This is a genomic window from Terrihabitans aquatilis, from assembly GCF_052542005.1.
Genome location: NZ_JBOCUO010000001.1, coordinates 324122 through 346040, shown reverse-complemented (window position 1 = coordinate 346040; position 21919 = coordinate 324122). Strand labels below are relative to the sequence as shown.

Genomic DNA, 21919 nt, shown 5'->3' with positions numbered 1-21919 from the left:
AAGCAAAGCCCGGAAAAAGGTGCGGCGGCGGGCTTTGCGGCTCCCTACAATTGCAATCAACGCCATTTCGCGTATAAGGCCACGCTTCGTGATGCCTCGGCCGGGGGCTGAACGGACGGCCGCGCCTGCGCGGCAGGGCTTTTCGAGAGCCCGGCGTCCCGTGTCTCCGCCTTCGAGAGTGGTTCGAGCCTTATCCGGGCTCGAAGGGCTCAGCGCCGGGCGGGCATCCGACAACCGAACGAAAGGCTCACCACCATGCCGCTTTACGAGCATGTATTTCTGGCGCGCCAGGACCTCACCTCACAGCAGGTCGAGGAACTTCTGGAGCAGTACAAGACCATCATCACCGAGAACGGTGGCGAAGTCGGCAAGACCGAATATTGGGGTGTGAAGGGCCTGGCCTTCCGCATCGCCAAGAACCGCAAGGCGCACTACACGCTCATGAACATCACCGCGCCTGCCGCGGCGATCACCGAGCTGGAGCGTCAGCAGAAGATCAACGAAGACGTCCTGCGCGTGATGACCATCCGCGTCGAAGAGCACGAGACCGAGCCGTCGGCCGTGATGCAGCGCCGCGACCGCGACGAGCGTGACCGTGGCGAGCGCGGCGATCGTGGCGACCGCCCGCGTCGTGAAGAGCGCCGTGAAGAGGCCGTTACCGAGGGAGAGGAAGCATGAGCACGTCGTCCGCAGCCGGCGCACGCCGCCCGTTCTTCCGCCGCCGCAAGACCTGCCCCTTCAGCGGCCCGAACGCGCCCAAGATCGACTACAAGGACGTGAAGCTCCTGCAGCGCTACATCTCCGAGCGCGGCAAGATCGTTCCTTCGCGCATCACCGCCGTTTCGCAGAAGAAGCAGCGCGAGCTGGCCCGCGCCATCAAGCGCGCCCGCTTCCTGGGCCTCCTGCCCTACGTCATCAAGTAAGATCAGGGGCCGCTCCGGATCAGCGGAGCGGCCTCTTCGCTCACACGAGCAACGGGACGTCTTTTTGGCGGACCGAAATGGTTGGGGCGGCACGGACCGACCTCTAACCGCTGCACAAGCGGGACAGCTGGAAGCATGACCCTTTTCATCGTAGGACTCGCAAGCGGCGCGGCATCCGCGACCCTCAGCCTCTCGCTCCTGTCGGGATCGATGCTGGCCGTCCTGCTGTTCCTTTTCGCGCCGCTTCCCATCCTGCTGGCCTCGATCGGCTGGAACCATCGTGCCGGCCTCGTCGGTGCGCTCGGTGCAAGCGCGTTCCTGCTGGGATTGACGGGCTTCGAGACGGCGCGCGGTTACGCCGTATCGATCGGCCTGCCGGCCTGGTGGCTCGGCTACCTCGCTCTGCTAGCTCGCCCGCGCGGCGAACAACCGGAAGACGGCGTCGATTGGTATCCGATCGGCCGCCTTTTGGTATGGATCGCCGTGCTCGGCTCGAGCCTTATTTTGCTCAGCATCCTGATGACCGGGTCGATCAGCGATTATCGCGACATGCTGCGCACGACTTTCGAGAACTTCCTGCGCCATGAAACGGGCGCGGCGCCCGGTGCGCCGATCGTCCTGCCCGGTGGCGGAGACGCGGCGCGGGTGACTGAACTCGCGGTTTCGGCTCTGCCGCCCGTCGGGGCTGCCATCTGGACGGCCAACATGGTGTTCAACCTGTGGGTCGCAGGACGGATCGCGCAGGCCTCGCAGCGCTTGACGCGGCCCTGGCCAGACCTTTCGGCCATTTCGTTGCCGCGTTTCGTTCTCGCCGCTTTCGGCGTGGCGCTATTCGGCAGCTTTATCGGGGGGCCGGATATCGGCTTTCCGTTCTCCATCGTGGCCGCAGCGCTTGCCATCGTTTTTTCGCTGCTTGGCCTCGCCTTCCTCCATTCCGCAACCCGCGGCGTCGGGGGGCGAACGATGATACTGACCGCGACCTATCTTCTTCTCGCGGTGCAGACCTGGACGCTCATCTTTCTCGCGGCGCTCGGCATTGCCGAGCATGTGTTCCAGCTTCGCGCCCGGCTCGCGGCGCGCGGCCGTCCACCCGCGAACACCAAACACTGACCCCTTTCAAAAACGATCATTCAGACTGGAGACTACGAAATGCAGGTTATTCTTCTCGAGCGCATCGCAAAGCTCGGCCAGATGGGCGAGGAAGTCCGCGTCAAGGACGGCTACGCTCGCAACTTCCTTCTGCCGCAGGGCAAGGCCCTTCGCGCGACCGCAGCGAGCAAGGCCCGCTTCGAGCGTGAGCGCGTGCAGCTCGAAGCGCGCAACCTCGAGCTTCGCCAGGAAGCCGACAAGGTTGGCGAGCAGCTCAACGGCCAGAGCGTGGTCATTATCCGCCAGGCAGGCGAGACCGGCCAGCTCTACGGTTCGGTGTCCGGTCGCGACGTCGCCGAAGCCCTGACCGCAGCCGGCTTCAGTGTTTCGCGCCAGCAGGTCGTGCTCAACACGGCCATCAAGACCATCGGCCTGCACCAGGTCGAGATCTCGCTGCATCCGGAAGTCGACGTGACGGTGACCGTCAACGTCGCCCGCAGCGCCTCCGAAGCCGAGCGCCAGACCAAGGGCGAAGACCTGACCCAGCGCGCCGAGGAAGTGGCGTTCGAGACGTTCGTTCCCGAAGAAACCGGCTCCGACGACGAAGCCTGATCTCGCACGATTTGCGATTGGCCAAGGCCCGGGCATGTCCCGGGCCTTGCGTGTTTGGAGACGTCAAGCGCAAAGACGAGCCCTTGCACCCAAGCCTGTGAACTGCTGTTGATGCCGTGAATGGACTCGGGAATCGGGGGAGCCGGCGGCAAGATCGCAAAAGCCTCCGACACGCTCTCCGGACAGAACAATATGGCCTTCGGCGACAACACCGCCCGCGCGCTCACCAACGTGCAGGAACCTGCCTACCGCATGGCGCCGCACAACATCGAAGCGGAACAGGCGCTGCTGGGCGCGATCCTCGTCAACAACGAGGCGTTCTATCGGGTCTCCGACTTCCTCGAGCCCCATCATTTCTTCGAGCCGCTGCACCAGAAGGTCTACGAGATCACCGCAGGCCTGATCCGCGCCGGCAAGGTGGCGACGCCCGTCACGCTGAAGACCTTCCTGCCGAGCGATGTCGATCTCGGTGGCCTGACCCTGACGCAATACCTCGCGCGGCTCGCCGCGGAGGCAACCAGCGTCATCAACGCGCAGGATTATGGCCGCACGATCTACGACCTCGCGATCCGGCGCTCGCTGATCAATATCGGCGAGGACATGGTCAATGTGGCCTATGACGCGCCTGTCGACATGCCCCCGCGTCAGCAGATCGAGGAGGCGGAGCGCCAGCTTTATGCCGTGGCCGAGCTCGGCCGCTATGAGGGCGGTTTCCAGCGCTTCGCAGACGCGCTCTACACCGCCGTCGATATGGCGGCGAACGCGTTCAAGCGCGACGGCCATCTCTCCGGCGTAGCCACGGGGCTCGACGATCTCGACAAGATGATGGGCGGCCTGCAGCGCTCCGACCTTGTCATCGTGGCGGGACGCCCCGGCATGGGCAAGACCGCGCTCGCGACCAACATCGCCTTCAACATCGCCAAAGCCTGGCGCGGCGAGGAAGGCCCGGATGGCAACCTCAAGACCGTGGACGGCGGGATTGTCGGCTTCTTCTCCCTGGAAATGTCGGCCGAGCAGTTGGCAACGCGTATCATCGCCGAGCAATCCGGCCTGCCCTCCTACAAGATCCGACGCGGCGACATCTCCGAAGGCGAATTCGTCAGATTGTCGGATGCGGCACGGCAGATGCAGACGGTGCCGCTCTACATCGACGAGACCGGCGGCATCACCATCTCGCAGCTGACCGCCCGCGCCCGTCGCCTGCAGCGCCAGCGCGGCCTCGATCTCCTGGTCGTGGACTATATTCAGCTGCTTTCGGGATCGGCCAAGAAGGATGCCGGCCGCGTGCAGGAAGTGACCGAGATCACCACTGGCCTCAAGGCGCTGGCAAAAGAGCTGAACGTTCCCATCATCGCGCTGTCGCAGCTGTCGCGTCAGGTCGAAAGTCGCGACGACAAGCGTCCCCAGCTCTCCGACCTGCGTGAATCCGGCTCGATCGAGCAGGACGCCGATGTCGTGATGTTCGTGTTCCGCGAGGAATATTACCACAAGAACAAACAGCCCCGCGAAGGCACCGAAGAACACATCAAATGGCAGTCCGAGATGGACCTCCTGCACGGTAAGGCCGAGGTCATCATCGGCAAGCAACGTCACGGCCCGACCGGCACGGTGCAGGTGCAATTCGAGGCCGAACTGACCCGTTTCGGCAATCTGGCGCGCGAGGATTACCTGCCCGAGAGGATGGGCGATTGATGAGTGATGGATTCGAAGGCGCGCGGCTGACGATCGATCTCGGGGCTATCGCCGACAATTGGAGCGCGCTCGCGCAGCGCGTGGCTCCGGCGGAATGCGCAGCCGTGGTAAAGGCGGACGCTTATGGCCTGGGCGCACGGGAGGTGTCCGCGGCGCTCTGGAATGCCGGCGCGCGTACGTTCTTCGTAGCGCATCTGGCGGAGGCGCTCGTTGTTCGGGACGTTTTGCCCGACGCGGTCATCTACGTGCTGAACGGCCTCGCGCCTGGCGCGTCGACCCGTTTCAGGGAATCTCGCATCCGACCGGTGCTCGGCAGCCTTGCCGAGATCGAGGAATGGGCCGCACAGATTTCCGACGAGAATTCCGGTGAGGCGGCCATCCACATCGACACGGGAATGAACAGGCTCGGTCTGGATTTCTCAGGCGCACTCGAAGTGGCGGAACGCCGCTCGGCCGGTAGGCTCGGCTTTCGCCCTTCCCTCCTCATGAGCCATCTGGCGTGTGCCGACGAACCCGGCCATTCATTGACCGCCCGGCAGGTTGACGTTTTCGCACGGGCCGCACGGCTTTTTCCCGGCGTCGCGGCGAGCCTCGCGAATTCGGCGGCAACCCTGTCCATACCCGAATCGTGGTTCGATCTCTGCCGACCCGGCATTGCGCTCTACGGGAGCAATCCGATCCCCTCCGAGCACAATCCGATGCGGCCGGTGGTGCGGCTTGCAGGCCGCATCGTGCAGGTCCGCGCGGTGGATGGCGGCGAAAGCGTGGGCTACGGCGCAGCGCAGACGATGCAGCGTCCGTCCCGCATCGCCATCGTCTCCGTCGGATATGCCGATGGTTTCCTGCGTGCCGGCGGCTCCTGCGACGACCGTGAGGGCACGTTCGCACTTGTCGGGGGACAGCCTTGCCCGCTCGTCGGCCGGATCTCGATGGACCTGCTGGCGATCGATGTCACCGACGTTCCCGAGGACGCGGCGCAGCGGGGCGGCGAAGCGATCCTGATCGGTGACGGTATCGGCGTCGATCAGATCGCGGAACGCGCCGGGACGATCGGCTATGAAATCCTCACAAGCCTCGGCTCGAGGTATGCACGCGCCTACATCGCCTAGGGCAATTCAGGCGGCCGCTTTCGGCACGAAGGTCATCGCTACCCCGTTCATGCAATAGCGCAGGCCTGTGGGCTTCGGCCCGTCGTCGAACACATGTCCCAGATGTCCTCCGCAACGCCGGCAGTGAACCTCCGTGCGGGGCAGCACCAGCTTATAATCCCTGCGCGTGCCTATTGCCTTGGGCAACGGCTCCCAGAAACTCGGCCAACCGGTGCGGCTGTCGAATTTCGTGGCGGACGAGAACAACGGCAATTCGCAACCGGCGCAGACGAACCTGCCTTCCCGATGCTCGTCGTTCAGCGGGCTCGTAAACGGCGCCTCCGTGCTCTCCTGCCGGAGCACGGCGAATTGCTGCGGGGTCAGGATCCTGCGCCATTCCTCGGCGGTTTTCTCGATCTCGAACGATTCGGCCATGGCCGGTGCCACGACGCCACGTCCGCGAAATACGAGAAGGCCCGCAAGCGCCAAGCCGCCAAGAAGAATGCTTCGTCTGCCGACCATGTCCGATCCTCCGATACGAACAGATACGGCGCGGATGCCGCCAGGGCTGCACCGGACCGGTCACGAAGATGAGAGCGGACTCGTGACGTGGGTCAGAATGCGAGTTGCTGCCGATGCGGAACGCCAGATGAGAACATTCAAGGAACAAAATGCTGGCGTTGCGGTGCCATTTTCGGCATCTTGAGGTCCGGGAGAACCTCATGGCACGCGCACGTTCCACTTTTGTCTGCCAAGCTTGCGGCGCCGTCCACAATCGCTGGTCGGGCCGCTGCGACAGTTGCAATGCCTGGAACTCGATCTCGGAGGAAGCCGCCGCCGCGCCGGTCGGCAAGGGTGGCGCGGTCTCCGCACGGGGCGGCCGCCGAATCGAGCTGGAGGGGCTGGGAGGCGTGTCCGAAGAGGCGCCGCGTATTCAGTCTGGCATCGGTGAGCTGGACCGCGTGACCGGCGGCGGCTTCGTGCACGGCTCCGCCATCCTGCTGGGCGGCGAACCGGGCATCGGCAAATCCACTTTGCTGATCCAGGCGTGCGCCGCACTGGCGCGCTCCGGGCACCGAACGGTCTACATCTCGGGCGAAGAAGCGACGGCACAGGTACGGATGCGGGCGGCTCGGCTCGGCCTTTCCGATGCGCCGGTGGAACTCGCCGCGGAGACCAGCGTCGAGGACATCCTCGCGACCCTGGGAAACGGGGCGCCGCCGCGATTCGTCATCATCGATTCGATTCAGACCATGTGGACCGCCAGCGTGGAATCGGCTCCCGGCACCGTCACGCAGGTGCGTGCGGCCTCGCAGGCGCTGATCCGCTTTGCAAAGACTTCGGGTGCGACCGTCATCCTGGTCGGCCATGTGACGAAGGACGGCCAGATCGCGGGTCCGCGCGTGGTCGAGCACATGGTGGATGCGGTGCTCTCCTTCGAAGGTGAGCAGGGCCATACCTTCCGCATCCTGCGCGCCCAGAAAAACCGGTTCGGCCCAACCGACGAGATCGGCGTGTTCTCGATGACGGGCGGCGGGCTGGAAGACGTCGCGAACCCCTCCGCGCTGTTTCTGTCCAGCCGCGACGTCGCAGCGCCTGGCGTGGCGGTGTTCGCCGGCATGGAAGGTACCCGGCCGATCCTTGTCGAGATCCAGGCGCTTGTGGCGCCCTCCTCGCTCGGCACGCCGAGGCGAGCCGTTGTGGGCTGGGATTCGAACCGCCTTTCCATGGTCCTCGCCGTGCTCGAAGCTCATGCGGGACTGCGGCTCGGCAGTCACGACGTCTACCTCAATGTGGCCGGCGGCTTGCGCATCAACGAGCCTGCCGCCGACATCGCGGTGGCTGCCGCACTTGTGTCGTCCTTCGCCGGCGCGGTGCTGCCTCTCGATAGCGTTTTCTTCGGCGAGATCAGCCTGTCGGGTTCCGTGCGTGCCGTGTCCCATGCAGGGTTGAGAATGAAGGAAGCCGCACGCCTCGGATTTGCGCGCGCCATAGGCTCTGCCGGTTCGGGCGAAGGCAAGCCGGAATCGGGCTTGTCTCTGATGGGACTGACAGCACTCGATGCGCTCGTTGCGGAGATCGCGGCACGTGGAGGCCGGGGAGCGGCGCGTGCTCATCCGCAACACCGTCATGTGGCTGATGCGACGGCAGATGAATGATGCGTGACGGCGCGGTTCTGCCCGGCTATAAGGGCGCCGCGCCGCGAACAGACCGCCAAGGGCGACTTCATGTCGATAACGCTTCTCGATTTCATCCTTATTGGCGTGGTTCTGATATCCGCCCTGCTGGCCATGGTCCGGGGCTTTACGCGCGAGGTGCTGTCGATCGCCTCCTGGGCCGCGGCTGGCTTCGCCACATTTTATTTTCTGCCTCTCGTGCGCGATTATGCACGCAGCCAGATCAATCTGGAGCCCAAGATCCTGGTCGATGCGATGACTGGCGGCGCGATCTTCATCGTGACGCTGATCGTGGTGTCGCTCATCACCATGCGGCTGTCCGATGCCATCCTCGACAGCCGCATCGGTCCCTTCGATCGTGGTCTCGGTTTCCTTTATGGCGGCGCGCGCGGATTTCTGCTCGCGGTGATCGCCTTCCTGTTTTTCTCGTGGCTCGTGCCCGCGCAGCAGCAGCCGCAATGGGCGGCGCAGGCGGCGTCTCGCCCGATTCTCGAAAGCACGGGAAATCAGCTTCTTGGCCTGTTGCCGGAAGACCCCGAGAGCACCATCTTGAATCGCTTCAAGAACTTGCCGGGCAGCGGCGATCCGGCCAATGCGCCGGATGTGGATCAGCCCGCTGACGCGACGACGCCGAATGAGGCGCCCGGCGATAGCGGCTACAGGCCCGCCGAGCGGCAGAATATGCAGCGTCTCCTGAATGGGACGCAGGCGCCAAATTGAGCTCCCCGGCAGGGTGAGGAGTGTTAGATGATCAAGGATGCCGAACCCGTCGGGGCGGATGATTTCTGGCGTGAGCTGGAGGCTGACCGCCTGCACGAGGAATGTGGCGTGTTCGGCATTTTCGGCCATCCCGATGCCTCCGCGGTCACGGCGCTCGGTCTGCATGCGTTACAGCATCGCGGCCAGGAAGCATCCGGCATCGTCACCTATGACGGCACCCGTTTTCATGCTGAAAAACGCATGGGCCTCGTGGGTGACAATTTTTCGGACGCCGCGGTCATCGAGCGCCTGCCCGGCAATGCCTCCATCGGCCATAATCGGTATTCGACGACCGGCGAAACCATATTGCGCAACGTGCAGCCCCTGTTCGCGGAACTGGCGACGGGTGGTTTCGCGGTCGCTCACAACGGCAATCTCACGAATGCGCACGCGCTGCGCCGCCAGCTTGTCCAGGACGGCGCGATCTGCCAGTCCACGACGGACACCGAAGTCATTCTTCATCTGGTCGCCCGCAGCCAGCGCAATCGCTTTCTCGACCGCTTCATCGATGCCGTCCGCCACCTCGAGGGCGCCTACGCCTTCGTGGCGCTGACCACGAAGAAACTGGTGGGCGCGCGCGATCCGCTCGGCATCCGCCCCCTCGTGCTCGGGGAGCTCGACGGCCATTACATTTTGGCGTCTGAGACCTGTGCGCTCGATATGATCGGCGCGAAGTACATTCGCGACGTCGAGCCCGGCGAAGTGGTCGTCATCAGCGAGCACGGGCTGGAATCGCACAAGCCCTTCCCGCCTCAGAATCCTCGCCCCTGCATTTTCGAGTTCATCTATTTCTCGCGCCCGGATTCGATCGTCCAAGGCAAGAGCGTCTATGACGTGCGCAAGCAGATGGGCGTGGAGCTGGCCCGCGAATCGGCAGTGCCCGCGGATGTGATCGTGCCTATCCCTGATTCCGGCGTGCCCGCGGCGCTCGGCTTTTCCCAGCAGAGCGGCATTCCATTTGAGCTCGGCATCATCCGCAATCACTATGTGGGCCGTACCTTCATCCAGCCGACGCAACGTATTCGCGAGCTGGGCGTGCGCCTGAAGCATGCGGCAAACCGCAGCCGCGTGGAGGGCAAGCGCATCGTGCTCGTGGACGACAGCCTCGTCCGGGGAACGACCTCTCTGAAGATCGTGCAGATGATGCGTGATGCCGGCGCGAAGGAAGTTCACTTCCGCCTCGCCAGCCCGCCGATCACCCATTCCGATTTCTATGGAATTGATACGCCCGAGCGCGACAAGCTTCTTGCGGCACGTCTCGATCTCGAGGGCATGCGACAATTCATCGGGGCCGATTCACTGGCCTTCCTGTCGGTCGACGGTCTCTACCGGGCAATGGGCGAAGGTGTCCGCGATCCCGAGAATCCGCAGTTCTCCGACCATTGCTTTACCGGCGATTACCCGACGCCGCTGACCGACATGACCGGGGAAGCCGGCGGTGCGAAGCAATTGTCCTTGCTGGCAGAAGCGAGCTGATATCATGGCTCTTCCGGATTTGGCGGGCCGCACCGCCCTTGTGACGGGAGCGTCGCGCGGAATCGGCGCAGCCATCGCCGAGCATCTGGCCGAAGCTGGCGCGCATATCATCGCGGTCGCCCGGACGGTAGGTGGGCTCGAAGAGCTTGACGATTCGGTGCGCGCGAAGGGCGGCTCCGCGACCCTCGTGCCACTCGACGTACTGGATTATGAGGGTGTGGACCGGCTTGCCGGCGCCGTTCTCGAGCGCTTCGGCAAGCTCGATATCCTCATTGGGAATGCCGGCGTTCTCGGTCCGCTTTCGCCGCTTGGCCACGTCGATCAAAAGGCGTGGGACAATGTGATGGCGGTCAATGTGACGGCCAATTGGCGCCTTATCCATGCCATGGACCCCCTGCTCCGCCGCTCAGATGCGGGCCGCGCCGTGTTCGTCAGTTCGGGAGCGGCCACCAATATCCGCGCCTATTGGGGACCTTATTCGGTGTCGAAGGCCGCGTTGGAAGCTCTGGTGCGCACATACGCCGAGGAAACGCGGAATACGCCCATTCGCGTCAATCTGTTCAATCCTGGTGCGACGCGCACCAAGATGCGCAAGCAGGCCATGCCGGGTGAAGACCCGATGACGCTGCCCACGGCACAGGATGTGGCCGCTCACATCCTCGATCTCGTCGATCCCGGCTTCCAGGAAACCGGCCGGCTCGTGGAGGCCAGGACGGGACGCCTGCTCTCGTTCCAATTGCCAGCCTGATCCTTATTCAGGGTCGTAAGGGTTTTTCGGCTCTCGGAATGACAGGCGGATCGGAGTGCCCGGCAGTTCGAACGCTTCCCGCAATCCGTTGACCAGATAGCGCACATAGCTCTCCGGCAGGACGCTCGTGCGCGTGCCGAACAAGACAAAGCTCGGCGGGCGCGCCTTGGTCTGGGTCATATAGCGGAGCTTCACGCGCGCGCCCCGCACCGCTGGTGGCGGATGCTGCTGGAGCACGCCTTCGAGCCAGCGATTGATCCGCGCCGTCGGAACGCGGCGGTTCCACACCTCGTAGGCCTGCACCACTGCTTCCATGAGACGATCGACGCCTTCACCGGTCGCAGCCGACACGGCGACGAGCGGCATGCCGCGCACCTGGGCCAGCAGACGATCAGCCGCCTCGCGATGGCGCTTCATTGCGCCGCCGCGCTCTTCGACGAGATCCCATTTGTTGAGCGCAATGACCAATGCGCGGCCTTCGCGGGCCACGAGGTCGGCGATCTGCAGATCCTGTTTTTCGAAGGGGATCGTGGCGTCCAGCATCACGACCACGACTTCGGCGAACTGGATCGACCTCAGCGAATCGGAAACCGCAAGCTTCTCCAGCTTGTCCTGGATCCGGGCCTTGCGACGCATGCCGGCCGTGTCCACCAACCGGATTTCGCGACCGCGCCAGACAAGATCGACCGAGATGGAATCGCGCGTGATGCCGGCTTCCGGCCCGGTCAGAAGGCGGTCCTCGCCGACGAGCCGATTGATGAGCGTGGATTTTCCGGCATTGGGACGGCCGACAACGGCAATGGCGAGCGGTCCCCGCTCCTTCGCCGCATCCTCGGCGTCGTCCTCATCGGGATTGCCGAAGGCGGCGGCCAGCGCGGCGTAGAGATCGGCAAAGCCGTCGCCGTGCTCGGCCGAGAGCGGCACGGGATCGCCCAGGCCCAGGCGGAAGGCATCATAGGCGCCGGCGTGACCACCGTGCCCCTCGCTCTTGTTGGCGACGAGGATGACGGGCTTACCCGATCTGCGCACAAGATTCGCAAAATGCTCGTCTTCCGGCGTGATGCCGCTGCGCGAGTCAGTAACGAACATGATGACGTCAGCGCCTTCAACGGCTACGAGCGTCTGCGCCTTCATCCGGCCCGCGAGGCTGGCCTCCTCGGCATCCTCCAGACCCGCCGTGTCGATGGCGATGAATTGGAGATCGCCGACTTTCGCTTCGCCCTCACGGCGATCGCGGGTCACTCCGGGCCGATCGTCCACCAGCGCGATGCGGCGACCGACAAGGCGATTGAACAGCGTGGACTTGCCCACATTGGGCCGTCCGACAATGGCTACGACGGGGTACATCGCTTCGGCTCCCGCCGGTTATTCAAGGGTCAGCGGGCCGGCTGCTGGTCGGCCGGGATGGTGATGCTTTCCGTCTCGGCATTGGGAGACGGAAGGCGGCGCGGGCCGGCGAACGGATCGCCCGGCGGAAACACGGGGCTGCGCTCGCCCGGCAGGATCTTGTCCTTCTCGGAGAAAGGATTGAGGGAACGCGCCGTGTCGCAGCCGGCAAGACCGGTGCAGACAAAGGCGGAAATCAAGACCAAACGGATGGAACGGGACATCGTTCGCAACTCCTCACGTCACTGTGTAGGCGTGGCCGGAGCGCTCTCGGGGAGCGCGGGATCGGCCGGAGCCGCAGGTGCGGCTGCATCGTCAATTGAGCCTTCGCTGGATTCCGCAACCGGCTCTTCGTCACCGTTCGCAGGCTTTGCCGCTTCAGGCACTGTCGAGTCCGGTTGAGCCGCCATGGGAGCGTCCTGAGGCTCGCTCTGCTCAGCAGGCTGCTCCGCCGCAGGCGGCGTGACCAGATCGGCGCGGTCGGCGCCGGAGGCGAGATCGAGCAGAAACTGAACGCGGGTGCGGATGCCCGTCGGCGCTTCCATATCGGCAATCGCTTCCTGGGCCCAACGCTGGGTTTCAGCGATATCGCCGGCTTTCCATGCGGCAAGGGCCAGCAATTCGCGGGCCGAATGACGCCAAGCGCCGCCTGGAGCCGCCAGGACCTCGACGCGGCTGGCGACATCTGCGGCGCTGCCGGTATCGACCATGATGTAGCCGGCGCGAATGCGCGCCATGTCGCGGAGCAAGGGCGGCACGTTGGCGGCCTGCGCGATGGCTTCGAAAGCGCCGAGCGCGCCGGCAGGATCCGTGGCAGCCAGTTCCGCGGCCGCGCGGAAACGCGCGAGGGTCTGATATCCTTCCGGCCCATCGGCGGCGATGGCGCGCAACGCGGCCTCAGCCTCGGAATGCTTGTTCTCACGCGCCAGATCGAGCGCGGCGGCATAGCGGCGACCAGCCTCCTGCGCAGCCTGTGCTTGATGATGTTCCCAATAACGCCACCCGCCGACGCCGACCACAATCAGGATCGCAACGCCGATGGCCAGCGGTCCGAACCGGCGCCAAAGCCTGCTCAGCTGCTCGCTGCGAATATCCCGTTCAATCTCGTTGAAAATGTCCGACATGTGGTCCGCGTGATATGGATTCGACCCGAGGCCGAGCGGCGCGCACCATAGCCACGCCTCTCCCCCCGTGCAAACGCGCTTATTCGGAAATCTTCCGCATCGCGTAGGTATGTTCGGGTGCCGGGAAGGCCCGGGATCGGACCTCGGACCCGTAAGCCTCGATCGCCCCGCGGATATGATCGCGCAAGGTGCCGTATTTCTTGACGAATTTCGGCACCCGTTCGGTCAGGCCGAGCATGTCTTCCATGACCAGGATCTGCCCGTCGCAGGCTGCGGAAGCGCCGATGCCGATCGTGGGTGCCGCGCAGGCCTTAGTGATCGCTTCGCCCAAGGGCTCAGCGACGCCTTCCACGACGATGGAGAAGGCGCCCGCCTCATCGACGGCCCGCGCATCGGCGAGGATCGCGTCCCAATCCTTCTTGTCGCGGCCCTGGGCCTTGAACCCGCCAAGCGTCAGCACCGATTGCGGCGTGAGGCCGATATGGGCCATCACGGGCACGCCGCGCTCCGTCAGGAAACGGATCGTCTCGGCCATGTGCACGCCGCCCTCCAGCTTTACGGCGCCGGCACCGGTTTCCTTCAGCATTCGCGAGCAGGCACGGAATGCAACCGAAGGGCTTTCCTCATAGGCACCGAAGGGCATGTCCACGACGACCATAGCACGTCGCGAACCGCGAACGACCGCCTGCCCCTGCAGAATCATCATCTCCATGGTGACGGGAACAGTCGTCTCCAGCCCGTGCATGACCATGCCAAGCGAATCGCCGACGAGGAGAAGCTCGACCAGATCGTCCGCCAACGCCGCCGTGTGGGCGTGATAGGCGGTGAGCGTGACGATCGGCTCGCTGCCTTTGCGAGCACGGATTTCCGGCGCCGTGATGCGACGGATGGCGGCTTGAACGGACATGGCTTTCCTCGTGTCGTTCCGTGGTGACGCAGCAAAAGCACGCGTTTTGCGATCCCGCAACGCGGAGCTGGTATACCACAAACGTGGAGCTCGCTCTTGCGCCAGCGAAACGGGTTGGTACACTTTTGCCAACTCATCTCATTTAGGCGCAGTGAACCTCGGTTCCGCGCCCGAAGGAACATTAGTGACTTTTCGTGCACCGCCTCCGGTGGCGGCTGCCTCGTCCGTTGGCAAGCAGCCCGCCCAGGTCGATGCCCCGCAGCGTGCATATGCGGCGAAGGCACCGGTGGCGCCACGCCCGTCCCCGCTTTATGCGGCGCTGGATCTCGGCACCAACAATTGTCGTCTGCTGATCGCCCGCCCGGTATGGGACGGGTTTCGCGTTGTCGATGCGTTTTCCCGGATCGTTCGGCTTGGCGAGGGCATGGGCGTAAGCGGCCGCTTGTCGTCCGAAGCCATTTCCCGATCGATCGAGGCCTTGAAGGTCTGTGGCGACAAAATCGTTTCGCGGGGCGTCCAGCGGACCCGCCTGATCGCGACCGAGGCTTGCCGCAGTGCGATCAATGGCGCGGAATTCGGCGAGCGCGTTCTGCGCGAGACCGGGTTGCGGCTCGAGATCATCGACCGGGGCACGGAAGCGCGACTGGCCGCGCTGGGGTGCGTGCCGCTGGCCGATCCGCAGGCGGAAGGCGTTCTTGTCTTCGATATCGGCGGCGGTTCGTCCGAACTCGTCTGGATCGAGCGGCAGAAAGGTGGCTTTGCCGGAGAACCACGCATCCGCTCATGGGTTTCCCTGCCGGTCGGCGTGGTGACGCTCGCCGAGCGGCATGGCGGCGGCAATCATGTGACGCCCGAGGTTTTCGAAGCGATGGTGCGGGATGTCGATCCCCTGCTCGACAGCTTCCCGGATGTCGAGGCGCTGCGGAAAGCGTGCGGGCGTCTGCACATGCTGGGCACGTCCGGCACGGTCACCACGTTGGCGGGCGTACATATGAACCTGCCGCGCTACGATCGCCGTCGTGTCGACGGGGCTTGGCTGACGAGCCCGCAGATCGACCAGGTGATGGCGCGCTTGCGGGCGATGTCCTATGAGGAGCGCGTGTCCAATCCCTGCATTGGACGCGAACGCGCCGATCTGGTTTTGGCCGGCTGCGCGATCCTGGAAGCCGTGCGGCGGAGATTTCCTTGCGCGCGCCTGCGGGTCGCCGATCGCGGACTTCGCGAAGGCATCCTGATCGAATTAATGCGAGCCGACGGCCTCTGGCGGCCCAACGGAAGAGGCGCCTGACCATGAGCACCAAAGGTGGAGCGGAAGGCGGCGGCGGCCGAAATCTGGCCAAAAGACTCAGAACGGCACGCGGCCGCACGACCTCCCAGCAGCTCTGGCTTCAACGGCAGATCAACGATCCCTACGTGGCGCGGGCCAAGCGCGAGGGCTTTCGCTCTCGTGCGGCCTACAAGCTGATCGAGATCGACGAGCGGCACCACATTTTGCGGCCGGGGGCGCGTGTCGTGGATCTTGGCGCTGCGCCGGGCGGCTGGTCGCAGATCGCCGCTGACAAGGTGGGTGCGCCGGAACGCGGAAAGGTGGTCGGTATCGACATCCTCGATATGGAACCTGTGCCCGGTGTCACGTTCGCGAAGATCGATTTTCTCGACGATCAGGCGCCAGATCTTTTGAAGGACATGCTGGACGGCCAGGCCGACATCGTTCTTTCGGACATGGCGGCGAACACGACGGGGCACCGGCAGACAGACCATCTGCGCACGATGGCATTGGTGGAAGCGGCAGCCTTCTTCGCCGCCGAGGTCCTGGCCCCGGGGGGCCATTTCCTTGCCAAGGTTCTTCAGGGCGGCACGGAAGCCGTCCTGCTGACGGAGCTAAAGAAGAATTTTCGCGACGTGAAGCACGTCAAACCACCGGCAAGTCGGGCAGGTTCTTCCGAGCTTTACGTCCTGGCCATGGGCTTCCGCGGCGGAGCGTAGCCTCCCGACCGGACATCGTCCTTGTCGCTTGCCTTGTTGAAGATCTTCTTCGCCACCCAGAGCATCGCGGCAGCCTTCAGAACACGCATGATCATGATGTGATCCTCCTTGGCCCATCAACCTGTGGGACGGCCCGGAGGTTCCAGCGAATATGGGTCATCCGCGATCGCGCATGTCGGCCGTCGGATCGGGCGCCACGAGTTTGGGGCTGCGGTGCCCGGAGACCTCTGCACCCGCGTCGTGAGGCAGACGCAGGAAGAACAGGAACGAGGACGCCGACACCACGCCGACAACCACAAAGGCCCAGGTGAAGTCCGACGCCACGAGCTCCGTGCCGCCACGCTCCCGCATTGCGCTCTCGAGGGTGAGCGCACCGATCGACACGCCAACCGACAGCGAAAGCTGCTGCACCGTGCTGGTGAGGGAGGTGGCGCGGCTCATGAGGAGCTGGGAGACGTCGGAATAGCCGAGCGCGTTGATGGACGTGAACTGCAGTGAGCGGAAAAAGCCGCCGACAAGCAGCAGCGCCAGAATGGCGCCACCCGGCGTGTCCGGGGTGAACCCTGCCGGCGCCATGACGAAGATGGAGCTGATGACGGCGTTGAAAAGAAGCACCGTGCGAAAGCCGACGTGGCGCAAAATGGGCGGCGCCGCGATCTTCATCGCAACCGCGCCGACCGCGGAGACGAAGGTCAGCATGCCCGACTGAAAGGCTGTGAGGCCGAACCCGATCTGAAACAGAAGCGGCATGAGGAATGGCGCCGCTCCCACGCCGATGCGGAAGAACGAGCCGCCGATGACCGCCGCCCGAAACGTGGGCAGGCGGAACAGCGACAAATCGAGGATCGGGGCCGCCGATCTCCGGTAATGCAGATAATACCCTGCCAGCAGCAACGTGCCGCCGCCGAGCAGTATGGCGACGGTGGACATCGGCAAGATGTCGAGCCCGATGGCGGTCGAACCGGTAACGAAGGCCGCAAGGCCCGTGCTCGACAGGAGAAAACCTGCAAGGTCGAATCGTGCATCTGCCGTTTCCCGAATGTCGGGGATGAACAGCGTCGTCAGGACGAGGCCGAGTATGCCGATGGGGATGTTTATCCAGAAGATCCAGCGCCAGTCGAAATAGGTCGTGATGAAGCCGCCCAGCGGCGGGCCCATGACCGGCCCCAGAAGCGCGGGCACGGTGAGCCACGCCAGCGAACCCACAAGCTCGGATTTCGGCACGGTGCGGAGGATCACCAGGCGGCCCACGGGCACCATCATGGCCCCGCCCATGCCCTGGATGATGCGGGCGATCACGATCTGCTCGAGCGTGCCTGCCAGCCCGCACAGGATCGAGCCCAGCATGAACACCCCGATGGCCAGACGGAACACGAGCCGCGCGCCGAACCGATCGGCGATCCAGCCCGAGGCCGGGATGAAAACGGCGAGGCTGAGCAGATAGGACGTCAGCGCCAGCTTCAGCCGGATGGGATCGGCCCCGATATCCCGCGCGATGGCAGGAAGCGCCGTGGAGAGAACCGTGGAATCCAGGTTCTCCATGAACAGGGCGCAGGCGATGATGAGGGGAACAAGCACGCGAGATGGCATTGGGTGCTAGGTAGCGCGTTTGTATGGTCGGGAGAAGACGACAGCGCGCTTTCCCCCTGCCCTGACCCGTGCTATGCACCAGCGCCAACTCCCATGAGCGGCCGCGACGCGCTTTTAGCGCCTCCCTACCGTTTACCCTGCACGAGGATTTGGCATGGCACAGCTCATCGAAACATCTTTCGGCGGCGAGGCACTGACCTTCGACGACGTTCTGCTGCGCCCCGGCCCTTCCAACGTGATGCCGAGCGATGCGGACATCCGCTCCCGCCTGACGCGCACCATTTCGGTGAACCTGCCGATCATCTCCTCCGCCATGGACACCGTGACGGAAGCCCGTCTCGCCATCGCCATGGCGCAGGCCGGCGGGCTCGGCGTGCTGCACCGCAACATGACGCCCGAGGAACAGGCCGACCAGGTGCGGGCCGTGAAGAAGTTCGAAAGCGGCATGGTGGTGAACCCCGTCACGATCCACCCGGACCAGACGCTGGCCGATGCCTTCGAGCTGATGACCCGTTATTCGATCTCCGGCATCCCCGTGGTCGAGCGCGGTGTGGACGGACGCCCGGGCAAACTGGTCGGCATCCTGACCAATCGCGACGTGCGCTTCGCCACCAACAACCGGCAGCCCGTGTCGGAGCTGATGACGAAGGACCGCCTGGTCACGGTGCGAGAGGGCGTGAACACCGACGACGCCAAGAAGCTGCTGCACCAGCACCGCATCGAAAAGCTGCTCGTGGTTGATGACGAGTTCCGCTGCACGGGCCTGATCACCGTGAAGGACATGGAAAAGGCGGTGCTGAACCCGCTGGCCAACAAGGACGAACAGGGCCGGCTGCGCGTGGCCGCGGCGTCCACCGTGGGCGACGGCGGATTCATTCGCTCTCAGCAGCTGATCGACGCCGGCGTGGACATCGTGGTCATCGATACCGCCCATGGCCATTCGGCGCATGTGCTGGCCGCCGTGGAACGCGTGAAGCGCCTCTCCAACAACGTACAGGTGATGGCCGGAAACGTGGCGACCGCCGGTGCGGCGCGCGCGCTGATCGAGGCCGGCGCGGATTCGATCAAGGTTGGTATCGGCCCGGGTTCGATCTGCACCACGCGCATCGTGGCCGGCGTCGGCGTGCCCCAGCTCACGGCCGTGATGGACGTGGCAGAGGAAGCCGCCAAGGACGACGTTCCTGTGATCGCCGATGGCGGCATCAAATATTCGGGCGATCTCGCGAAGGCGCTGGCGGCGGGTGCCGAAGTCGCCATGGTCGGCTCGCTGCTTGCTGGCACGGAGGAAAGCCCGGGCGAGACCTTCCTCTATCAGGGCCGCTCCTACAAAGCCTATCGCGGCATGGGTTCCGTGGGCGCGATGTCTCAGGGTTCCGCCGACCGCTATTTCCAGCAGGACATCAAGGACAGCATGAAATTGGTGCCCGAAGGCATCGAGGGCCAGGTGCCCTACAAGGGTCCGCTCGGTTCGGTGCTGCATCAGCTCGCCGGCGGGCTGCGCTCCGCGATGGGCTATGTCGGCGCGGCCAATCTGGCCGAGCTGCGTGAGAAGGCGGAATTCGTGCGGATTTCCGGCGCGGCGCTTCGCGAGAGCCATGTCCACGACGTGACGATCACCCGCGAGAGCCCCAACTATCCGTCGCGGTCCTGATCGTGAGCCGGCTCGCCGTCCTACTCCCGGTTTTCGTCCAGGCCGGGCTCATGTTCACGCTGCTGTTCTGGCTTGCCGGCACGCGCTACAGCGCGCTCAAGGCCGGCGCTGCCGATCTCGCGACCTATCGCGACACCGGCAATGGCTGGCCGAGGAACGCCACGCTCATCGGCAATTGCTACAAGAACCAGTTCGAATTGCCCTTGCTGTTTTTCGCGCTGGTGCCGCTCGCGCTCATCACCGAGAAAGCTGACTTCCTGTTCGTGGTGTTGTCGTGGGTGTTCGTTCTGTCCCGCCTCGTCCACGCGCTGATCTACACGACCACTAACGAATTGCGGCGCCGCTCAGCAGTGTTCACCGTGGGGGCTATCGCGCTGTTTGCAATGTGGGTGATGTTCGCGCTGAACATCACGGTGTCGTCGCTGTGAAGGCCGCAGCCCACCACGCGGCGGCCATCGAGGTTCTGGCCGAAATCGCCACGAACCGTCGTCCGGCCTCCGATGCCCTTAAGGATTGGGGCATGGCGCATCGTTTCGCGGGATCCCGCGATCGGGCCGCCATTGCGAGCCTGGTCTACGATGCGTTGCGCCATCGCGCCTCGCTGAGCTGGCGCATGGGCGACGAGAGCGCCCGCGCGCTCGTGCTCGGGGCGCTCGTCTTTGTGAGGGATTTTTCGACGGACGCGCTTGAGGCAGCGTTCGCCGACAGTCCGCACGCACCGTCCCCGTTGAGCGAAGGCGAGAAAGCCGCCCTCGCCTCCGGCTCGCTGGAGGACGCGCCCAATTGGGTGCGCGGCGATTATCCGGAATGGCTCGACAGCCTGTTTGCGCGGGTTTTCGGGGAAGATCGCGCCGAGGAACTGGCGGCGCTGGCCGAACGCGCACCGCTCGATCTTCGGGCAAACCCGCTGAAGGCCGACCGCGAAAAAGCACTGAAAGCGCTGGACCATCTGCGCGCGACGCAAACGCCGCTGTCGCCTTTCGGCGTTCGTGTGCCGCTGCTGGAAGACGGTCGCGGACCGCCCGTGCAGGCGGAACCCGCATTCCTCAAAGGTTGGGTCGAGGTGCAGGACGAGGGGTCTCAATTGGCCGCGCTGATCGCGGCGGCTGCGCCCGGTGAGCAGGTGATCGATCTCTGTGCCGGCGCCGGCGGCAAGACGCTGGCGCTTTCCGCCGGCATGAACAATCGCGGGCAGATCTTCGCCTATGATCGCGATATCCGCCGCCTCGCTCCATTGCATGAGCGGGCCGACCGCGCCGGCGTGCGCAATCTGCAGGTGCGTTCGCCGAAGGCGATGGCCGATGTCCTGGCCGATCTGGAAGGCCGCGCTGATCTGGTCGTGGTCGACGCGCCCTGCACCGGCACAGGCACGTGGCGGCGTAATCCCGATGCAAAATGGCGGTTGCGGCCCGGCGCAATCGAGGTGCGGCAGAACGAGCAGGACGCCGTGCTGGCTGATGCCGCGCGCCTGGTGAAGCCCGGCGGGCGCATTGCCTATATCACGTGCTCGCTGCTGGCCGAGGAAAACGACGATCGGTTGGCCGCCTTCCGTACCAAGCATCCCGAGTTCACGCCTATCTCGGCACGGGAAGCCGCCATCGCCGCGAACCTGCCGGCGCTCGCTGCCTTCACGAACGCGGGCGAGACCGGGCTGGTGCTGACGCCGAAGCGCACGGGAACCGACGGTTTCTTTGTGGGCCTGCTGCGGAAAACGGGCGGGTAAGAACTCGGCGTTTGGTTTCCGTTGCGAAGCCTGGGTGCCGGACGCCGGGCATACAATCGGCGCAGCGTCTTAAAACCGGTTTGTGTTGGCGGCGGGTTGCCAGTCGGCGATATCGGCCATGCCTGCGCTCGCCGTCCATCGTCCCGCAGGCACCTTTGGTTGCGGCGAGGTCTGGAGAAGGTTGAGATAGTCCGCACGCGGGATGTCCCGAAACCCCATGTCGACCACATTCGGATGCACGCGCTTGTTGTCGACCAGCGAAAAGCCCCATTGCTGCAGGTGCCAGTTCAGCACCATGAAGCCGAACTTCGACGTGTTCGAAACCCGTGCAAAGCGCGATTCCACGACGAAGACACCGCCGGACGCGACGCCGTAGCCGCCGCCGACCAGGGCGCCCTCGCTGTCCCAGACCTCAAAGGAATGGGCATGGCCGGCGCGGTGCAGCGACGAGAACGCGCGCATGATGGCAGGCGTGATCCAGGTGAGAGGCACACGTCGGGTATCGGGCTGAGCGCAAGCGATCATCACCCGATCGAACGCTTCATCGAACGTCACACGAAACCGAGCCTGCCGCAGATGTGCGCGCAGACGCTTCGCGATGTGGGTGTCCTCGAAGAACAGCACGCAGCGCTGCGAGGGCGACCACCATTTCTGCGGCCCCACATGGCTGAAAGGATAAAGGCCGCGGGCGTACGCTTCGACCAGTGTCGGCACCGAGAGATCGTGCGCCAACCCGCAAAGTCCCTCGGGCCGCCGGAGAGCATGGTGCGGGTCCGGCAAAGCCGACCCGGGGCGGAGCAGTCCCGTCGAGCTGATCTGCAGCAGGCCCGGGATATCTGCGATACGGGATGGCTTCAAAGCATAAGCGAAGCCAAGCACCACCCGCCGCGCCCATGCGCTTCCGCTCTCCCGAAAGTCTGGCCGGGGACCCTCTCGCATGACAGCACTCTCTTCGGCAGAATGAGAGCGCTATCTAGGCGTGCAAAGC

Annotated in this window: 22 protein-coding genes; 15 read left to right on the top strand and 7 right to left on the bottom strand. The window is 64.7% G+C overall.

The window, feature by feature from the left end; all coding sequences use genetic code 11:
- The first annotated feature begins 255 nt into the window (after window positions 1-255).
- The 6 genes from rpsF to alr all read left to right on the top strand — a co-directional run bounded on the left by rpsF (window position 256) and on the right by alr (window position 5425).
- Entirely contained in the window at window positions 256-678 is a 423-nt protein-coding gene (gene rpsF / locus ACQ6S1_RS01805) for a 30S ribosomal protein S6 (protein WP_445039455.1), read from the top strand.
- Window positions 675-923 (top strand): 30S ribosomal protein S18, encoded by a 249-nt coding sequence (gene rpsR, locus ACQ6S1_RS01800; protein WP_445039454.1) that lies wholly within the window; start codon window positions 675-677, stop codon window positions 921-923. Before rpsF ends, rpsR begins: the two co-directional genes overlap by 4 nt.
- 135 nt (window positions 924-1058) lie before the next feature.
- Window positions 1059-2033 carry a DUF2232 domain-containing protein gene (locus tag ACQ6S1_RS01795; RefSeq protein ID WP_445039453.1) on the top strand — a complete coding sequence of 325 codons (975 nt, stop codon included), beginning with the start codon at window positions 1059-1061 and terminating at the stop codon, window positions 2031-2033.
- A gap of 39 nt (window positions 2034-2072) precedes the next feature.
- Complete coding sequence (gene rplI / locus ACQ6S1_RS01790; protein ID WP_445039452.1) at window positions 2073-2624, top strand: 50S ribosomal protein L9; 552 nt, start codon at window positions 2073-2075, stop codon at window positions 2622-2624.
- Between the two features lie 192 nt (window positions 2625-2816).
- A complete protein-coding gene (locus ACQ6S1_RS01785; RefSeq protein WP_445040231.1) occupies window positions 2817-4316 on the top strand; it encodes a replicative DNA helicase in 1500 nt (499 codons plus the stop codon).
- Window positions 4316-5425 (top strand): alanine racemase, encoded by a 1110-nt coding sequence (alr, locus tag ACQ6S1_RS01780; protein WP_445039451.1) that lies wholly within the window; start codon window positions 4316-4318, stop codon window positions 5423-5425. Before ACQ6S1_RS01785 ends, alr begins: the two co-directional genes overlap by 1 nt.
- A gap of 6 nt (window positions 5426-5431) precedes the next feature.
- On the opposite strand, the gene msrB is transcribed toward alr, so the two are convergent.
- The gene (gene msrB / locus ACQ6S1_RS01775; protein ID WP_445039450.1) at window positions 5432-5926 is read right to left on the bottom strand and encodes a peptide-methionine (R)-S-oxide reductase MsrB; all 495 of its coding nucleotides are present in this window, start codon (window positions 5924-5926) and stop codon (window positions 5432-5434) included.
- Window positions 5927-6126: 200 nt separating this feature from the next.
- Here msrB and radA point away from each other — a divergent pair, with 200 nt between their 5' ends.
- The 4 genes from radA to ACQ6S1_RS01755 all read left to right on the top strand — a co-directional run bounded on the left by radA (window position 6127) and on the right by ACQ6S1_RS01755 (window position 10564).
- Window positions 6127-7563 (top strand): DNA repair protein RadA, encoded by a 1437-nt coding sequence (gene radA, locus ACQ6S1_RS01770; RefSeq protein ID WP_445039449.1) that lies wholly within the window; start codon window positions 6127-6129, stop codon window positions 7561-7563.
- 69 nt (window positions 7564-7632) lie between these two features.
- Window positions 7633-8301, top strand: a complete 669-nt coding sequence (locus ACQ6S1_RS01765; RefSeq protein WP_445039448.1) for a CvpA family protein — start codon at window positions 7633-7635, stop codon at window positions 8299-8301.
- Between the two features lie 27 nt (window positions 8302-8328).
- Window positions 8329-9816, top strand: coding sequence for an amidophosphoribosyltransferase (purF, locus tag ACQ6S1_RS01760; protein ID WP_445039447.1), 1488 nt, complete (start codon window positions 8329-8331; stop codon window positions 9814-9816).
- A 4-nt stretch (window positions 9817-9820) separates the two neighbouring features.
- A complete protein-coding gene (locus tag ACQ6S1_RS01755) occupies window positions 9821-10564 on the top strand; it encodes an SDR family NAD(P)-dependent oxidoreductase (protein ID WP_445039446.1) in 744 nt (247 codons plus the stop codon).
- 3 nt (window positions 10565-10567) lie between these two features.
- Here ACQ6S1_RS01755 and der read toward each other — a convergent pair whose 3' ends face one another.
- The 4 genes from der to panB all read right to left on the bottom strand — a co-directional run bounded on the left by der (window position 10568) and on the right by panB (window position 13981).
- Window positions 10568-11911 (bottom strand): ribosome biogenesis GTPase Der, encoded by a 1344-nt coding sequence (gene der, locus ACQ6S1_RS01750; protein ID WP_445039445.1) that lies wholly within the window; start codon window positions 11909-11911, stop codon window positions 10568-10570.
- A 29-nt stretch (window positions 11912-11940) separates the two neighbouring features.
- Window positions 11941-12174, bottom strand: a complete 234-nt coding sequence (locus tag ACQ6S1_RS01745) for a hypothetical protein (RefSeq protein WP_445039444.1) — start codon at window positions 12172-12174, stop codon at window positions 11941-11943.
- Between the two features lie 18 nt (window positions 12175-12192).
- Window positions 12193-13074 (bottom strand): tetratricopeptide repeat protein, encoded by an 882-nt coding sequence (locus ACQ6S1_RS01740; protein ID WP_445039443.1) that lies wholly within the window; start codon window positions 13072-13074, stop codon window positions 12193-12195.
- Between the two features lie 79 nt (window positions 13075-13153).
- Window positions 13154-13981, bottom strand: a complete 828-nt coding sequence (panB, locus tag ACQ6S1_RS01735) for a 3-methyl-2-oxobutanoate hydroxymethyltransferase (RefSeq protein WP_445039442.1) — start codon at window positions 13979-13981, stop codon at window positions 13154-13156.
- A gap of 184 nt (window positions 13982-14165) precedes the next feature.
- On the opposite strand from panB, the gene ACQ6S1_RS01730 reads away from it, so the two are divergent.
- Window positions 14166-15269 carry a Ppx/GppA phosphatase family protein gene (locus ACQ6S1_RS01730; RefSeq protein ID WP_445039441.1) on the top strand — a complete coding sequence of 368 codons (1104 nt, stop codon included), beginning with the start codon at window positions 14166-14168 and terminating at the stop codon, window positions 15267-15269.
- A 2-nt stretch (window positions 15270-15271) separates the two neighbouring features.
- The gene (locus ACQ6S1_RS01725) at window positions 15272-15967 is read left to right on the top strand and encodes an RlmE family RNA methyltransferase (RefSeq protein ID WP_445039440.1); all 696 of its coding nucleotides are present in this window, start codon (window positions 15272-15274) and stop codon (window positions 15965-15967) included.
- A 156-nt stretch (window positions 15968-16123) separates the two neighbouring features.
- On the opposite strand, the gene ACQ6S1_RS01720 is transcribed toward ACQ6S1_RS01725, so the two are convergent.
- On the bottom strand, window positions 16124-17545 hold the full coding sequence (locus ACQ6S1_RS01720) for an MFS transporter (protein WP_445039439.1): 1422 nt from the start codon (window positions 17543-17545) through the stop codon (window positions 16124-16126).
- Between the two features lie 166 nt (window positions 17546-17711).
- Between ACQ6S1_RS01720 and guaB the strand changes: the two genes are divergently transcribed.
- The 3 genes from guaB to ACQ6S1_RS01705 are packed head-to-tail and all read left to right on the top strand — an operon-like array spanning window position 17712 to window position 20931.
- A complete protein-coding gene (gene guaB / locus ACQ6S1_RS01715) occupies window positions 17712-19208 on the top strand; it encodes an IMP dehydrogenase (protein WP_445039438.1) in 1497 nt (498 codons plus the stop codon).
- Between the two features lie 2 nt (window positions 19209-19210).
- Window positions 19211-19636, top strand: a complete 426-nt coding sequence (locus ACQ6S1_RS01710; protein ID WP_445039437.1) for an MAPEG family protein — start codon at window positions 19211-19213, stop codon at window positions 19634-19636.
- On the top strand, window positions 19633-20931 hold the full coding sequence (locus ACQ6S1_RS01705; protein ID WP_445039436.1) for an RsmB/NOP family class I SAM-dependent RNA methyltransferase: 1299 nt from the start codon (window positions 19633-19635) through the stop codon (window positions 20929-20931). Before ACQ6S1_RS01710 ends, ACQ6S1_RS01705 begins: the two co-directional genes overlap by 4 nt.
- A gap of 69 nt (window positions 20932-21000) precedes the next feature.
- Here ACQ6S1_RS01705 and aat read toward each other — a convergent pair whose 3' ends face one another.
- A complete protein-coding gene (gene aat / locus ACQ6S1_RS01700; RefSeq protein ID WP_445039435.1) occupies window positions 21001-21870 on the bottom strand; it encodes a leucyl/phenylalanyl-tRNA--protein transferase in 870 nt (289 codons plus the stop codon).
- Window positions 21871-21919 lie beyond the last annotated feature (49 nt).

Bases quoted from the DNA above. Each gene is read 5' to 3' on its own strand.
- rpsF (WP_445039455.1), top strand. From the start codon at position 256: ATGCCGCTTTACGAGCATGTATTTCTGGCGCGCCAGGACCTCACCTCA.
- ACQ6S1_RS01745 (WP_445039444.1), bottom strand. From the start codon at position 12,174: ATGTCCCGTTCCATCCGTTTGGTCTTGATTTCCGCCTTTGTCTGCACC.
- rpsR (WP_445039454.1), top strand. From the start codon at position 675: ATGAGCACGTCGTCCGCAGCCGGCGCACGCCGCCCGTTCTTCCGCCGC.
- guaB (WP_445039438.1), top strand. From the start codon at position 17,712: ATGGCACAGCTCATCGAAACATCTTTCGGCGGCGAGGCACTGACCTTC.
- der (WP_445039445.1), bottom strand. From the start codon at position 11,911: ATGTACCCCGTCGTAGCCATTGTCGGACGGCCCAATGTGGGCAAGTCC.
- ACQ6S1_RS01725 (WP_445039440.1), top strand. From the start codon at position 15,272: ATGAGCACCAAAGGTGGAGCGGAAGGCGGCGGCGGCCGAAATCTGGCC.
- ACQ6S1_RS01765 (WP_445039448.1), top strand. From the start codon at position 7,633: ATGTCGATAACGCTTCTCGATTTCATCCTTATTGGCGTGGTTCTGATA.
- panB (WP_445039442.1), bottom strand. From the start codon at position 13,981: ATGTCCGTTCAAGCCGCCATCCGTCGCATCACGGCGCCGGAAATCCGT.
- aat (WP_445039435.1), bottom strand. From the start codon at position 21,870: ATGCGAGAGGGTCCCCGGCCAGACTTTCGGGAGAGCGGAAGCGCATGG.
- ACQ6S1_RS01785 (WP_445040231.1), top strand. From the start codon at position 2,817: ATGGCCTTCGGCGACAACACCGCCCGCGCGCTCACCAACGTGCAGGAA.
- purF (WP_445039447.1), top strand. From the start codon at position 8,329: ATGATCAAGGATGCCGAACCCGTCGGGGCGGATGATTTCTGGCGTGAG.
- ACQ6S1_RS01740 (WP_445039443.1), bottom strand. From the start codon at position 13,074: ATGTCGGACATTTTCAACGAGATTGAACGGGATATTCGCAGCGAGCAG.
- alr (WP_445039451.1), top strand. From the start codon at position 4,316: ATGAGTGATGGATTCGAAGGCGCGCGGCTGACGATCGATCTCGGGGCT.
- ACQ6S1_RS01795 (WP_445039453.1), top strand. From the start codon at position 1,059: ATGACCCTTTTCATCGTAGGACTCGCAAGCGGCGCGGCATCCGCGACC.
- msrB (WP_445039450.1), bottom strand. From the start codon at position 5,926: ATGGTCGGCAGACGAAGCATTCTTCTTGGCGGCTTGGCGCTTGCGGGC.
- rplI (WP_445039452.1), top strand. From the start codon at position 2,073: ATGCAGGTTATTCTTCTCGAGCGCATCGCAAAGCTCGGCCAGATGGGC.
- radA (WP_445039449.1), top strand. From the start codon at position 6,127: ATGGCACGCGCACGTTCCACTTTTGTCTGCCAAGCTTGCGGCGCCGTC.
- ACQ6S1_RS01755 (WP_445039446.1), top strand. From the start codon at position 9,821: ATGGCTCTTCCGGATTTGGCGGGCCGCACCGCCCTTGTGACGGGAGCG.